Origin of the sequence: Pseudomonas sp. FP1742 (assembly GCF_030687145.1) — a bacterium.
GTDB classification, from domain to species: Bacteria; Pseudomonadota; Gammaproteobacteria; order Pseudomonadales; family Pseudomonadaceae; genus Aquipseudomonas; species Aquipseudomonas frederiksbergensis_D.
In genome coordinates this window covers 5,485,790-5,500,373 of record NZ_CP117460.1, presented here as the reverse complement: position 1 = coordinate 5,500,373, position 14,584 = coordinate 5,485,790, and the positions used below count along the sequence as shown (strand labels likewise).

Annotated in this window: 8 protein-coding genes, 2 tRNA genes and 2 rRNA genes; 8 read left to right on the top strand and 4 right to left on the bottom strand. The window is 56.5% G+C overall.

Annotated elements, in window-relative coordinates; translation table 11 throughout:
* Nucleotides 1–59 precede the first annotated feature (59 nt).
* Genes msrB through msrA form a run of 3 tightly spaced genes read left to right on the top strand, consistent with a single transcriptional unit; the run spans nucleotide 60 to nucleotide 3,163 of the window.
* Nucleotides 60–575 carry a peptide-methionine (R)-S-oxide reductase MsrB gene (gene msrB / locus PSH64_RS24850; protein ID WP_305478981.1) on the top strand — a complete coding sequence of 172 codons (516 nt, stop codon included), beginning with the start codon at nucleotides 60–62 and terminating at the stop codon, nucleotides 573–575.
* 43 nt (nucleotides 576–618) lie between these two features.
* Nucleotides 619–2,427, top strand: a complete 1,809-nt coding sequence (locus tag PSH64_RS24845; RefSeq protein WP_305478980.1) for a cytochrome c biogenesis protein DipZ — start codon at nucleotides 619–621, stop codon at nucleotides 2,425–2,427.
* A 28-nt stretch (nucleotides 2,428–2,455) separates the two neighbouring features.
* On the top strand, nucleotides 2,456–3,163 hold the full coding sequence (gene msrA, locus PSH64_RS24840; RefSeq protein WP_105347819.1) for a peptide-methionine (S)-S-oxide reductase MsrA: 708 nt from the start codon (nucleotides 2,456–2,458) through the stop codon (nucleotides 3,161–3,163).
* 27 nt (nucleotides 3,164–3,190) lie between these two features.
* Here the strand turns inward: msrA and PSH64_RS24835 are convergent, their stop codons facing one another.
* Nucleotides 3,191–4,204, bottom strand: a complete 1,014-nt coding sequence (locus PSH64_RS24835; RefSeq protein ID WP_305478977.1) for a sensor domain-containing diguanylate cyclase — start codon at nucleotides 4,202–4,204, stop codon at nucleotides 3,191–3,193.
* Between the two features lie 76 nt (nucleotides 4,205–4,280).
* On the bottom strand, nucleotides 4,281–5,186 hold the full coding sequence (locus tag PSH64_RS24830; protein WP_305478976.1) for a LysR family transcriptional regulator: 906 nt from the start codon (nucleotides 5,184–5,186) through the stop codon (nucleotides 4,281–4,283).
* A 102-nt stretch (nucleotides 5,187–5,288) separates the two neighbouring features.
* Here PSH64_RS24830 and PSH64_RS24825 point away from each other — a divergent pair, with 102 nt between their 5' ends.
* Entirely contained in the window at nucleotides 5,289–6,464 is a 1,176-nt protein-coding gene (locus PSH64_RS24825) for an aspartate aminotransferase family protein (protein WP_305478975.1), read from the top strand.
* A gap of 108 nt (nucleotides 6,465–6,572) precedes the next feature.
* Here PSH64_RS24825 and PSH64_RS24820 read toward each other — a convergent pair whose 3' ends face one another.
* Nucleotides 6,573–7,100, bottom strand: coding sequence for an adenylate kinase (locus PSH64_RS24820; protein ID WP_105347808.1), 528 nt, complete (start codon nucleotides 7,098–7,100; stop codon nucleotides 6,573–6,575).
* Nucleotides 7,101–7,116: 16 nt separating this feature from the next.
* Nucleotides 7,117–9,048, bottom strand: coding sequence for an alkaline phosphatase D family protein (locus PSH64_RS24815; protein ID WP_305478974.1), 1,932 nt, complete (start codon nucleotides 9,046–9,048; stop codon nucleotides 7,117–7,119).
* A 505-nt stretch (nucleotides 9,049–9,553) separates the two neighbouring features.
* Here PSH64_RS24815 and PSH64_RS24810 point away from each other — a divergent pair.
* The 4 genes from PSH64_RS24810 (at nucleotide 9,554) to PSH64_RS24795 (ending at nucleotide 14,486) form a co-directional block, all read left to right on the top strand.
* Nucleotides 9,554–11,091: ribosomal RNA gene (locus tag PSH64_RS24810) — 16S ribosomal RNA — on the top strand.
* 122 nt (nucleotides 11,092–11,213) lie between these two features.
* Nucleotides 11,214–11,290: transfer RNA gene (locus PSH64_RS24805), tRNA-Ile, on the top strand.
* A 9-nt stretch (nucleotides 11,291–11,299) separates the two neighbouring features.
* Nucleotides 11,300–11,375, top strand: a tRNA-Ala gene (locus tag PSH64_RS24800).
* 230 nt (nucleotides 11,376–11,605) lie between these two features.
* Nucleotides 11,606–14,486: ribosomal RNA gene (locus PSH64_RS24795) — 23S ribosomal RNA — on the top strand.
* Together the 16S and 23S rRNA genes with 2 tRNA genes alongside form the textbook arrangement of a ribosomal RNA operon.
* Nucleotides 14,487–14,584 lie beyond the last annotated feature (98 nt).

The window sequence follows — 14,584 nt, the reverse complement described above, 5'->3', positions numbered from 1 at the left end:
GATCAACTCAAGCCTAGGCTGTGTTCCATGCAAGGCACCTGGAATTTTGGAGAAGGCCCATGTTTTCACGGCGACAGTTTCTTGTAGCGAGCGGCGGGCTGGGGGCTGCAGCCCTGGTGATAGGTGTATTGCCAAAATTTTCCGCAAGCGTCGCGCTGGTCGATGAAGCCCGCGCGCAGGAGGTTTTCGAGGTGACTTACAGCGACAGCGAATGGCGCGCCAGGCTCAGCGCCGAGCAGTACGAAATACTGCGCGAAGAGGGCACCGAACGGGCCTACAGCAGCCCGCTGAACAATGAGCACCGCAAGGGCGTTTTTGCCTGCGCCGGTTGTGATCTGCCGTTGTTTTCTTCCGACACCAAGTTCGACAGTCGCACCGGTTGGCCGAGCTTCTGGGCCCCCCTGGACAATGCGGTAGCCACCCGGCAGGACCGCTCCTTCGGCGTGCTGCGCGAAGAGGTTCACTGCCGTCGTTGCGGCGGTCATCTGGGCCATGTCTTCGAAGACGGGCCAAAGCCCACTGGCTTGCGCTACTGCATGAACGGCCTGGCGCTGACCTTCAAGCCGCAGGCGTGATTCATGGGTATTTACGTTCACTCACTTGATGCAGGTCGACGTTATGTGGCTTCTGGTCCTCGCTTATCTCGGTGGTGTGCTGACGATTGTCAGCCCGTGCATTCTGCCGGTATTGCCCTTTGTCTTCGCTCGCACCGGGCAGCCGTTCATGAAGAGTGGCTTGCCGTTGCTGGCGGGAATGGCGCTGACCTTCGCGCTCGTCGCCTCGTTGGCGGCGGTGGGCGGCGGTTGGGTGGTGCAAGTCAATCAGTACGGTCGCTGGCTCGCGTTGCTGTTCGTTGCACTGTTCGGGCTGACGCTGTTGCTGCCGCGGTTGGCCGAACGCCTGACGCGTCCACTGGTGGCAGCCGGCGGTCGGCTGTCGGAAGCCGCGGGCGCCGATGCCCGGCCGCGTCCCGGCGCTTCATTCCTGATCGGCGTCGCCACGGGCCTGCTCTGGGCACCCTGCGCCGGGCCGATTCTGGGCCTGCTGCTGACCGGCGCGGCGCTGCAAGGGGCAAGCATCGCGACCACTCTGTTGCTGCTGGCTTACGCGGCCGGTGCCGCCACTTCTCTCGCCGCGGCACTGCTGCTGGGCGGTAAGGTCTTCGCCGCAATGAAGCGCTCGATAGGCGCGGGCGAGTGGCTGCGTCGAGGCCTGGGCGCCGCGATGCTGGTTGGTGTGGTGGCGATTGCCCTGGGGCTGGACACCGGGATTCTGGCGCGGGTTTCAACGGCGTCCACCGGCGGTATCGAACAGGCGCTGGTCAACCGGTTGGCCAGTAAGACTCCGGCCAACAGCGGGGCGATGCTGGCGCAGATTCCACGGGCCGGCGATCAACCCGCCGGCAGAATGATGGCCGCTGGCGACGCGATGAAAGTGACCGCGAGGTCACTGAGCGCACTGCCGGTTGAAGGCAACCTTCCATCGCTGGACGGCGCTGTGCAATGGCTCAACTCACCCCCTCTCACCGCCCAGGCGTTGAAGGGCAAGGTCGTGTTGGTGGACTTCTGGACTTACTCCTGCATCAACTGCCTGCGGACCCTGCCGTATGTAAAGGCCTGGGCCGATAAGTATCGCGATCAGGGTTTGGTGGTGATCGGTGTCCACGCGCCCGAGTTTGCCTTCGAGCGGGATGTCGGCAATGTCACCAAAGCCATGAAGGATCTGGGCATCACCTACCCGGTGGCCATTGATAATGACTACAAGGTCTGGCGTGCTTTCAACAATGAATATTGGCCGGCCCATTACTTTGCCGATGCTCAGGGTCGCATTCGTTATCACCACTTTGGTGAAGGCAAGTACGCCGAATCCGAGCGGGTGATTCAGCAACTGTTGCGAGAGGCGGGGGCGGCGAAAGTCGCGGACGGGCTGATCAATGCCAACGCCCAGGGTGTTCAACTCGCCCCGGACATGAATGAGGTGCAATCGCCCGAAACCTATGTCGGCTACCGGCGGGCGGAGCATTTCGCCTCTGAAACCGGCCTGGTGCCTGACAGGGCGACGGCCTATAGCCCACCGTCACAACTGGCACTCAATGACTGGAGCCTGGACGGTCAATGGGCTGTCGGTCCGGAGCGGGCCGTTTCAAACGCGGCGGCCAGTCGTATCGTCTATCGCTTTCATGCTCGTGATCTGCATCTGGTGTTGGGGCCCGGTGCTGACGGTAAACCGGTGCGTTTCAAAGTGTTGATTGACGGTAAGCCCCCAGGCGATGCCCATGGTATTGACGTGGCGCCTGATGGCAGTGGCAGCGTCACCGAGCAGCGGTTGTATCAACTGGTGCGCCAGAGCGCAGGCGTAAAGGACCGGACGTTCAGCATCGAATTTCTCGATCCGGGTGTGTCGGCGTATGCGTTTACCTTTGGTTGATCGTCCCCATTCATTCAGGAGACAACCCATGAAAACTCCATTCAACTGGCGTCGCAGCTTGCTGGGGTTGGCTGCCGCCAGCATTATCGGCCAGTGCTCTGCGTTTTCTTTCGCAGGCGCTGAAGAGGCGGTCGTCATCCCGGCGCCGACGCTCGATGAAACCACTCAGGCGCACAGCGAAACGGCGGTTTTTGCCGGTGGTTGCTTCTGGGGTGTGCAAGGGGTGTTTCAGCATGTCAAAGGGGTGAAGAACGCCGTCTCCGGTTACGCCGGTGGCGCAGCCAACACCGCTCAATACGAGCGAGTCAGCGAGGGGGATACCGGCCATGCGGAGGCCGTCGAAGTGACCTTCGATCCGGCTCAGGTCAGTTACGGCACCCTGCTACAGATCTATTTCTCAGTGGCCCACAACCCCACTGAACTCAACCGCCAGGGTCCGGACCGAGGCACTCAGTATCGGTCGGCGCTATTCCCGAAAAACACAGAACAGCAACGCGTCGCCCAAGCCTACATCACTCAGCTCGACGCCGCCCATTCGTTCAACAAACCGATTGTTACCAAGCTGGAAAGCTACAACGGTTTCTACCCGGCGGAGGAGGAGCATCAGGACTTCCTGACCGAGCACCCGACGTACCCCTACATCGTGATCAATGATCTGCCGAAAGTGTCGCAGTTGAAGCAGTTGTATCCGGATCGGTATCAGGAAAAGCCAGTGTTGGTGAAAGCGGGCATGTAGGCAGACGGCGGGCAGGGCGGCGTCGCCTTACCCCGAAATCAGATTCTTGCCCGCGATCTTCGACCGATACAGCGCCTGATCGGCCCTGGCCAGCAACCCGGTCTGTTGTTCTTCTTCAAAGCGCTGCACCACGCCAAAACTCATGGTCACTTGAAAGTCCCCGACCGGTAGCAGGCTCGACAGGCCATGACGGATTCTTTCAGCGAGTGCCCTGGCGTCGGCCAACAAGGTATTGGGCAGGATCAGGATGAATTCGTCACCGCCCCAGCGCGCCAACAGATCGCCTTCGCGCACGCAGTGCTTCACACACTCGATTGCTTGCACCAACGCTGCATCTCCCAGGGCGTGGCCGTAGTGATCGTTGATGTTTTTGAAGTCATCGAGGTCCATGGCGATCAGCGAAAGAGGCTGGCGAAAGCGTTGGGCGCGGTCGCATTCCTTGGGTAAGGTTTTTTCCAGTCGATAGCGATTGGCGATGCCGGTCAGCACATCGGTTTCTGCCAGTTTGCGGTTTTCTTCGAGTTGAATTTGTAACTGCTGATTGACCCGGGACAACTCCCGAGTGCGCTCTTCGACGATGGCTTCCAGGGATTGATTACGTCGCTCCAGTTCTTCGAACAGGCGTTTCTTGTCTTCGATGCTGCGGTGCGCGCCGATCATTCGCGCCACCGAGCCATCGGCGTTACGTGCCAGCACGTAGCCGCGATCTTCGATCCAGGTGTAAGTGCCGTCGCGCATGCGGCAGCGATACTCGGCCTGATAACCGGGAGCCCGCTGATCCAGGTAGTCATCAAACAGCGCCATGACCCGCGAATAATCATCGGGGTGGATCACGTTTTCCCAGGTCAACACGTTGTTATCCAGGGAATGAGGCGTATAGCCGAGCATCTCGTACCACCCGGGGTTGCGGTAGACGAACCCGGTGTTGGCGTTCCAGTCCCAGATGCCATCGCTGACCAGTTCCAGAATGGTGTGCAGCATGTCTTCGTTAAAATCTGACAGATTGAACTTCAATGGCTCGATATTCGATGCCTCACCCATCACCGGTCTCCCTGTCGTCCCTGATATCAACGTGACTCGTCAGTCGCGGAGATTAGTTCATGGCGTATTCCCCCGGCTAGTGTTTGCCCCACCACTGCAGTGCAAAGTCGACGAAGCTGCGCAATTTCGGCAAACGGTAGCGGTCCTGGGCGTACACCAGGTTCATCGGCCGACTCGGCAGTTGGTAGTCCTGCATCAAGGCCACCAGTTTTCCGTCCCGAAGGTCTTGCTCCACCAGCGCATCGGGCATCATCACGATGCCCATGCCGGTTCGCGCCGCTTGATGCAGGCCCGCCGAGCTGTTGATCAGCATCGGCCCGCTGACCTCCACCATGACTTCGCCTTCGGGTCCTTTCAGGCGCCATTGTTTTTCTACCGAGTGCCAGTCATCTCCGGCCGGGTAGGCGAAGGCCAGGCAGTCATGGTGTCGCAGGTCGGCGGGTTTTTCCGGTGTGCCTCGACGCGCCAGATAATCCTTGGATGCGCACAGGGTCATCGTGTAGTCGATGAGCGGGCGAGAAATCATGTTGGACAGCTCGGTCGTGCCCAAGCGAATCGCCACATCGAAACCGTTATCAAGCAGATCCAGGCGCTGGTTGGTCAAAACGACGTCGAGTTTGACTTGCGGACAGCGCAGGGTGAATTCGCTCAGGGCCGGCGCGAGCCGTTCGGTGCCGAAGGTCAGCGGTGCGGTGATGCGCAGAGTACCGCTCGGCTCGTCGAGGGTTTGTTCGGCCAGGCGTTCGGAGTCAGCCACCAGCCCCAGCACTTCGAGACACCGCTGATAGTACGCCGTGCCGAATTCCGTCAAACGCTGACGCCGTGTCGTACGGTTGAGCAAGCGCACACCCAGGCGTTGCTCCAGAGCCCGCAGGTGATTACCGACCATGGTCGTGGACATTTCGCACTGCAAAGCGGCGGCGGTCATGCTGCCGGCTTCCACCACTCTTACGTAAACGGTCATTGCCTGGAATAAATCCATTATCAAGCCCAGCTTTAAAATGATTGAAGTGTTGCAGTATTTATCCAGCTCAGGTGGCTAACCATACTGCAAAAACACCGACTATTGATGGAGCTTGATGTCATGACCGCCGCCTGCCTGATGAGCACTTACCAACCCTTGGCCCTGAGTTTCAGCAAAGGCCTGGGCACGCGCCTGTGGGATCAGGCCGGTCGTGAATACCTGGACGCGGTGGCGGGCGTGGCGGTGACTAATGTCGGTCATTCCCATCCGCGAATCGTGTCGGCCATCAGCGAACAGGCCGGGCTGCTGTTGCACACTTCCAACCTGTACAGCATCGACTGGCAACAGCGGCTGGCGCAGAAACTGGTTCGTCTGGCGGGCATGGAGCGGGCGTTTTTCAGCAACTCCGGCGCCGAAGCCAACGAAACCGCGCTGAAACTCGCGCGGCTTTACGGCTGGCACAAAGGCATCGAGCAGCCGCTGGTAGTGGTCATGGAGAACGCTTTCCACGGCCGGACCCTCGGCACCTTGTCGGCCAGTGACGGCCCGGCGGTGCGCCTGGGGTATAACAAGTTGCCGGGGGACTTCATTAAAGTTCCATTCGGCGACCTCGCTGCCCTGGAGAAGGCGCAGAAAGCCCACGGCCCACGCATTGTGGCGATTCTGATGGAGCCGATTCAGGGCGAAAGTGGTGTGCAAGTGGCGCCGCCCGGTTATCTCAAAGCGGTGCGCGAGCTCTGTGACCGGCGCGCCTGGTTAATGATGCTCGACGAAATCCAGACCGGCATCGGCCGTACCGGCCAGTGGTTTGCGTTCGAGCACGAAGGCATCATCCCGGACGTCATGACCTTGGCCAAAGGCCTGGGCAATGGAGTTCCCATCGGCGCCTGCCTGGCCCGGGGCAGAGCCGCAGATTTGTTCACACCCGGCAGCCACGGCAGTACGTTCGGCGGTAATCCGCTGGCGTGCCGGGTGGGTTGCACCGTGCTGGAGATCATCGAGGAACAAGGCCTGCTGGAAAACGCCAGACTTCAGGGTGAACGCCTGCTTGCCAGATTGCGCGTCGAACTGGCCGACGACCCGAACGTTCTGGCAATCCGTGGCCAGGGCTTGATGATCGGTATTGAACTGGCCCAACCGATCCGCGACCTGACCATGATCGCGGCGCGGGATCACGGCTTGCTGATCAACGTGACACGGGGCAAGACCATTCGCCTGCTGCCACCGCTGACGATCGATGAGCGGGAAGTGGAGATGATTGTCAGAGGTGTTTGTCGGGCGCTGAAGGCAGCCTGACACTTTCTGGATATACGCCGGTTTCCCTGTAGGAGCCGCAGAAGGCTGCTCCTACAGAACCGGTGTTTCCGTCAGTGGGATAAATCCCCAAAAAAATGGCGAGATCAATCAGTCGGCTGGTTGCGCTGCACTGACGAAAACCGAGACTTCAGCCCGGTTCATCAGTTGAAGTTTCGAACCGCTAAACCCTTCAAACAAACGCTGATGCGCGGCAAACCCACTGGACCCTTCGCGAGTACGGTAGCTACCGGCCCATTCCAGTAACGCTATCAGCAACTCATCATCTTCGTCCCGCTTCGCTTCTCGCTGGCGAATGTTGTTTACGCAATCTTCGTCTTCCAGACACAGCCAGATCAGTGCTGTGGCTTGCTCCACAAGCTCGCTGACCATCCAGCCGTAAACACCTTCGATAACCCAGCGCTCTTCACTTGCCGCTACCCGCGCCATTCCCAATGCCTCGGCGCGGGGACGGGCGATGCTGTGTTCATCGGATACCCAGTGAATCAGATCGAGATCGGTCCAGGGCGCTTGCAGGTGGCTGGCCAGTCGTTTGGCCAGCCAACTCTTGCCGGAGCCGGAGTTGCCGATGATCAGGGTGCGGGTGAGGTTCAGGGGATGGGCGTAAATATTGCTCATGGCAACCCGGACAAAATCAGTCAGCCGTTTCAGAAGTTTCAGGCGCAATCATTCGCGTCTTCGGCGATCCATCCGCATTGAATTGATAAATATCCTGCGGCTGGCCCTTTTCATTGAAGAACACTTGGCCGATTCCTGCCGAATTCCACAGTCGTTCCCCTGCTTCGGCGTGTTCCGGGATGTGCGGAACAATGCGCATGCGTCGGCGTTTAGTCAGCCAGTTAAGGGGCGAGCGGGGCGAGTAGAGCCAACGGTTGAGGCGGTCGAACCATTCGAGCAGGGCTGGCGGGAATTCGTTTTTGATGCCGCTGCTGGTGATCTGCCAGATGCGTGGGCCGGCCTTGCGGTGTCGGATCAATACTTCGTAGACGAAGGAGTAATGCACATCGCCGGACAGCACTACGTAGTTACCGGGTGTGCGGGAGTGTCGGAAAATGTTCAGGATCACCTGGGCCGCGCCACGATGGGCCATCCAGTTTTCGGCGTCTACCAGCAGTGGATAACCGCACCAGCTGAATACACGCTGCACGGTTTCGATCAGTTTGACGCCGAAGATCGGCGCCGGCGAAACGATGATCGCCGAAGGGTGATCGAGCAAATCCTGTTGCAGCTCACTGAGCGCTTCCCAGTCCAGCAAGCCCGACGGCTGCTTGAGGTTCATCTCGCTGCGCCAGCGCCGGGTGCGGGTGTCGAGCACCACCAGCGCCGGACTGGTAGGCAGTATGTAATGCCACTTCTGAAAACTCAGCAGCTCGTCGATCAGGCCATCCTGGACGTTGCTGTCGAGATAATGGTCTTGCCCCGAGGCACTCAGTAACCGGGCTTTTTCCAGCACGTCGCCAAATGCATCCGGGTTGTTGCCCCAGCCCTGACACAACATATAAGCCAGCAACGCGTTGCCGATGATGCGCTTGGAGAACGGATGGCCATAGGCTGTTTCCTCCCATTGCGCGGAAAGATTCCAGTCGTCGGTAATATCGTGGTCGTCGAAAATCATCAGGCACGGTAGATGCGCCATCGCCCGCCCGACACTACCCAGCCCCGCCTTGAACCCATCGATGCGTGTCTGTTCCAGGGCATAGCGCTTGCTTCGCTCGGGCGTCAGTGTCGGTGGTTGTGGTGCGATCAGCGTCCAGGACGTTGGCGACCATACCAGCAGATACATCGCCATGACTTCGGCGAAGGTCACCAAATGATTGTCAGCGCTGCTGCTGGTGAAAATCGGCTTACGCGCCCCACCGAAAAAACGCTCGCGCAGGGTTTCGTTGCTCTCAAGCGCCGGTAACAAATCCGCGCGATGGTAGTAACTGGCAGGATGTTCGTAGAGGCTGGCGCTGTCGCTGACCACCGCACCATCAAGGTGTTCGTCGAACAGCCCCAGGCGCCGGATCAAGGCATGAATCGCCCGCAACATCGGCCCCGCGACATCATCTGCATACACCTGATCGCCACTCATCATTAATAGAGCCGGACGCTTGCTTGCGTCCGGCTCGGATGCAAGCAGGCGGTCGACACACAGCAAGCCGTCGGCCGCCGGGTGGTGAGGTTTACGGCAGGAGCCATGCAGCAACTGATCGACCTGTGAGCGCAACACAAAATTTGGGCAACGCGCTTCGCCATAGAGTAGGTGAGGTGCCCATTCGGCGATGCCCGACGGCGCGCCATTCGCTTCGGTGATCAGCAGGTCGTATTCGATCAACGTGTCGCAGGGCAGGGCGGTGTTCAGTGGCACATCAATCAAATGAATGAACGCGTGGGTGCCGACGGGAATGATCGTGCATTGGTCCGCATTGAGGCGGGTATCGATTCCTTGCAGGCGTAGTGTCAGCGTCAGTGTTCGCGACCCCACCAGCCAGAGCACCAGCCGCGTAGGCGCCAGGCGCCGTAATAGTGGGCCGGCCAGGACTGGTGGCAGTGATTGATGGCCGTCAGTTAATCGCAAAGACATGGATATCCAGTTCGAGGCTTTTGGCGCGCAGAAGCGCGCGATCATAACGCAGCTGGTGATGAGGGTTGGTTTTGTCGATGGGCTGTGCAAGTGAAGCTGGACTGCTTAAGAAACAGTAGTCGGTGCTCGGGCCGACGTGTCGGGGTAAGGAAAAATAATTGCAGTAGGTGGTTGACCAAGAAATTTAATGCTGTACTATTCGCCTCCCGCTAACGAGAGATCGGAAGCGCAAGTGGTTGAAGTTGCAAAGGAAACTTTGAAAACTTCGGAAAATAACCGCTTGACAGCAACAGAGGCTGCTGTAGAATGCGCGCCTCGGTTGAGGCGAAAGCTCTTAACCAACCGCTCTTTAACAACTGAATCAAGCAATTCGTGTGGGTGCTTGTGGAGTCAGACTGATAGTCAACAAGATTATCAGCATCACAAGTTACTCCGCGAGAAATCAAAGATGTAACCAACGATTGCTGAGCCAAGTTTAGGGTTTCTTAAAAACCCAAAGATGTTTGAACTGAAGAGTTTGATCATGGCTCAGATTGAACGCTGGCGGCAGGCCTAACACATGCAAGTCGAGCGGCAGCACGGGTACTTGTACCTGGTGGCGAGCGGCGGACGGGTGAGTAATGCCTAGGAATCTGCCTGGTAGTGGGGGATAACGCTCGGAAACGGACGCTAATACCGCATACGTCCTACGGGAGAAAGCAGGGGACCTTCGGGCCTTGCGCTATCAGATGAGCCTAGGTCGGATTAGCTAGTTGGTGAGGTAATGGCTCACCAAGGCGACGATCCGTAACTGGTCTGAGAGGATGATCAGTCACACTGGAACTGAGACACGGTCCAGACTCCTACGGGAGGCAGCAGTGGGGAATATTGGACAATGGGCGAAAGCCTGATCCAGCCATGCCGCGTGTGTGAAGAAGGTCTTCGGATTGTAAAGCACTTTAAGTTGGGAGGAAGGGCAGTTACCTAATACGTAATTGTTTTGACGTTACCGACAGAATAAGCACCGGCTAACTCTGTGCCAGCAGCCGCGGTAATACAGAGGGTGCAAGCGTTAATCGGAATTACTGGGCGTAAAGCGCGCGTAGGTGGTTCGTTAAGTTGGATGTGAAATCCCCGGGCTCAACCTGGGAACTGCATTCAAAACTGTCGAGCTAGAGTATGGTAGAGGGTGGTGGAATTTCCTGTGTAGCGGTGAAATGCGTAGATATAGGAAGGAACACCAGTGGCGAAGGCGACCACCTGGACTGATACTGACACTGAGGTGCGAAAGCGTGGGGAGCAAACAGGATTAGATACCCTGGTAGTCCACGCCGTAAACGATGTCAACTAGCCGTTGGGAGCCTTGAGCTCTTAGTGGCGCAGCTAACGCATTAAGTTGACCGCCTGGGGAGTACGGCCGCAAGGTTAAAACTCAAATGAATTGACGGGGGCCCGCACAAGCGGTGGAGCATGTGGTTTAATTCGAAGCAACGCGAAGAACCTTACCAGGCCTTGACATCCAATGAACTTTCCAGAGATGGATTGGTGCCTTCGGGAACATTGAGACAGGTGCTGCATGGCTGTCGTCAGCTCGTGTCGTGAGATGTTGGGTTAAGTCCCGTAACGAGCGCAACCCTTGTCCTTAGTTACCAGCACGTAATGGTGGGCACTCTAAGGAGACTGCCGGTGACAAACCGGAGGAAGGTGGGGATGACGTCAAGTCATCATGGCCCTTACGGCCTGGGCTACACACGTGCTACAATGGTCGGTACAGAGGGTTGCCAAGCCGCGAGGTGGAGCTAATCCACAAAACCGATCGTAGTCCGGATCGCAGTCTGCAACTCGACTGCGTGAAGTCGGAATCGCTAGTAATCGCGAATCAGAATGTCGCGGTGAATACGTTCCCGGGCCTTGTACACACCGCCCGTCACACCATGGGAGTGGGTTGCACCAGAAGTAGCTAGTCTAACCTTCGGGAGGACGGTTACCACGGTGTGATTCATGACTGGGGTGAAGTCGTAACAAGGTAGCCGTAGGGGAACCTGCGGCTGGATCACTCCTTAATCGACGACATCAGCTGCTCCATAAGTTCCCACACGAATTGCTTGATTCATTGAAGAAGACGATAGAAGCAGCTTTAAGCTCCAAGCTGATAGCTCAATGCTAACAGTTACGCGCTCGAAATTGGGTCTGTAGCTCAGTTGGTTAGAGCGCACCCCTGATAAGGGTGAGGTCGGCAGTTCGAATCTGCCCAGACCCACCAATTTTGTATGGGGCCATAGCTCAGCTGGGAGAGCGCCTGCCTTGCACGCAGGAGGTCAACGGTTCGATCCCGTTTGGCTCCACCATTAACTGCTTCGAAACGTTTGAGAGTTTAGAAATGAATATTCCGTTGTGAATATTGATTTCTAGTCTTTTGATTAGATCGTTCTTTAAAAATTTGGGTATGTGATAGAAAGATAGACTGAACGTTACTTTCACTGGTAACGGATCAGGCTAAGGTAAAATTTGTGAGTTTAATCGCGAATTTTCGGCGAATGTCGTCTTCACAGTATAACCAGATTGCTTGGGGTTATATGGTCAAGTGAAGAAGCGCATACGGTGGATGCCTTGGCAGTCAGAGGCGATGAAAGACGTGGTAGCCTGCGAAAAGCTTCGGGGAGTCGGCAAACAGACTTTGATCCGGAGATGTCTGAATGGGGGAACCCAGCCATCATAAGATGGTTATCTTAAGCTGAATACATAGGCTTAAGAGGCGAACCAGGGGAACTGAAACATCTAAGTACCCTGAGGAAAAGAAATCAACCGAGATTCCCTTAGTAGTGGCGAGCGAACGGGGACTAGCCCTTAAGTTGATTTGAGATTAGCGGAACGCTCTGGAAAGTGCGGCCATAGTGGGTGATAGCCCTGTACGCGAAAATCTCAATGAAATCGAGTAGGACGGAGCACGAGAAACTTTGTCTGAATATGGGGGGACCATCCTCCAAGGCTAAATACTACTGACTGACCGATAGTGAACTAGTACCGTGAGGGAAAGGCGAAAAGAACCCCGGAGAGGGGAGTGAAATAGATCCTGAAACCGTACAAGCAGTGGGAGCCCACTTTGTTGGGTGACTGCGTACCTTTTGTATAATGGGTCAGCGACTTATTTTCAGTGGCGAGCTTAACCGAATAGGGGAGGCGTAGCGAAAGCGAGTCTTAATAGGGCGTCTAGTCGCTGGGAATAGACCCGAAACCGGGCGATCTATCCATGGGCAGGTTGAAGGTTAGGTAACACTGACTGGAGGACCGAACCGACTACCGTTGAAAAGTTAGCGGATGACCTGTGGATCGGAGTGAAAGGCTAATCAAGCTCGGAGATAGCTGGTTCTCCTCGAAAGCTATTTAGGTAGCGCCTCATGTATCACTGTAGGGGGTAGAGCACTGTTTCGGCTAGGGGGTCATCCCGACTTACCAAACCGATGCAAACTCCGAATACCTACAAGTGCCGAGCATGGGAGACACACGGCGGGTGCTAACGTCCGTCGTGAAAAGGGAAACAACCCAGACCGTCAGCTAAGGTCCCAAAGTTATGGTTAAGTGGGAAACGATGTGGGAAGGCTTAGACAGCTAGGAGGTTGGCTTAGAAGCAGCCACCCTTTAAAGAAAGCGTAATAGCTCACTAGTCGAGTCGGCCTGCGCGGAAGATGTAACGGGGCTCAAACCATACACCGAAGCTACGGGTATCACTTAGGTGATGCGGTAGAGGAGCGTTCTGTAAGCCTGTGAAGGTGAGTTGAGAAGCTTGCTGGAGGTATCAGAAGTGCGAATGCTGACATGAGTAACGACAATGGGTGTGAAAAACACCCACGCCGAAAGACCAAGGTTTCCTGCGCAACGTTAATCGACGCAGGGTTAGTCGGTCCCTAAGGCGAGGCTGAAAAGCGTAGTCGATGGAAAACAGGTTAATATTCCTGTACTTCTGGTTATTGCGATGGAGGGACGGAGAAGGCTAGGCCAGCTTGGCGTTGGTTGTCCAAGTTTAAGGTGGTAGGCTGGAATCTTAGGTAAATCCGGGATTCTAAGGCCGAGAGCTGATGACGAGTGTTCTTTTAGAACACGAAGTGGTTGATGCCATGCTTCCAAGAAAAGCTTCTAAGCTTCAGGTAACCAGGAACCGTACCCCAAACCGACACAGGTGGTTGGGTAGAGAATACCAAGGCGCTTGAGAGAACTCGGGTGAAGGAACTAGGCAAAATGGCACCGTAACTTCGGGAGAAGGTGCGCCGGTGAGGGTGAAGCATTTACTGCGTAAGCCCACGCCGGTCGAAGATACCAGGCCGCTGCGACTGTTTATTAAAAACACAGCACTCTGCAAACACGAAAGTGGACGTATAGGGTGTGACGCCTGCCCGGTGCCGGAAGGTTAATTGATGGGGTTAGCTAACGCGAAGCTCTTGATCGAAGCCCCGGTAAACGGCGGCCGTAACTATAACGGTCCTAAGGTAGCGAAATTCCTTGTCGGGTAAGTTCCGACCTGCACGAATGGCGTAACGATGGCGGCGCTGTCTCCACCCGAGACTCAGTGAAATTGAAATCGCTGTGAAGATGCAGTGTATCCGCGGCTAGACGGAAAGACCCCGTGAACCTTTACTATAGCTTTGCACTGGACTTTGAATTTGCTTGTGTAGGATAGGTGGGAGGCTTTGAAGCGTGGACGCCAGTTCGCGTGGAGCCATCCTTGAAATACCACCCTGGCAACTTTGAGGTTCTAACTCAGGTCCGTTATCCGGATCGAGGACAGTGTATGGTGGGTAGTTTGACTGGGGCGGTCTCCTCCTAAAGAGTAACGGAGGAGTACGAAGGTGCGCTCAGACCGGTCGGAAATCGGTCGTAGAGTATAAAGGCAAAAGCGCGCTTGACTGCGAGACAGACACGTCGAGCAGGTACGAAAGTAGGTCTTAGTGATCCGGTGGTTCTGTATGGAAGGGCCATCGCTCAACGGATAAAAGGTACTCCGGGGATAACAGGCTGATACCGCCCAAGAGTTCATATCGACGGCGGTGTTTGGCACCTCGATGTCGGCTCATCACATCCTGGGGCTGAAGCCGGTCCCAAGGGTATGGCTGTTCGCCATTTAAAGTGGTACGCGAGCTGGGTTTAGAACGTCGTGAGACAGTTCGGTCCCTATCTGCCGTGGACGTTTGAGATTTGAGAGGGGCTGCTCCTAGTACGAGAGGACCGGAGTGGACGAACCTCTGGTGTTCCGGTTGTCACGCCAGTGGCATTGCCGGGTAGCTATGTTCGGAATAGATAACCGCTGAAAGCATCTAAGCGGGAAACTAGCCTCAAGATGAGATCTCACTGGGACCTTGAGTCCCCTGAAGGGCCGTCGAAGACTACGACGTTGATAGGTTGGGTGTGTAAGCGCTGTGAGGCGTTGAGCTAACCAATACTAATTGCCCGTGAGGCTTGACCATATAACACCCAAGCAATTTGCGCTTAAAGAGCCAGATTGCGGTGTGTGAAGACGCAATGAACCGAAAGTTCGAGAGCAACACACAAACTATCGCATACC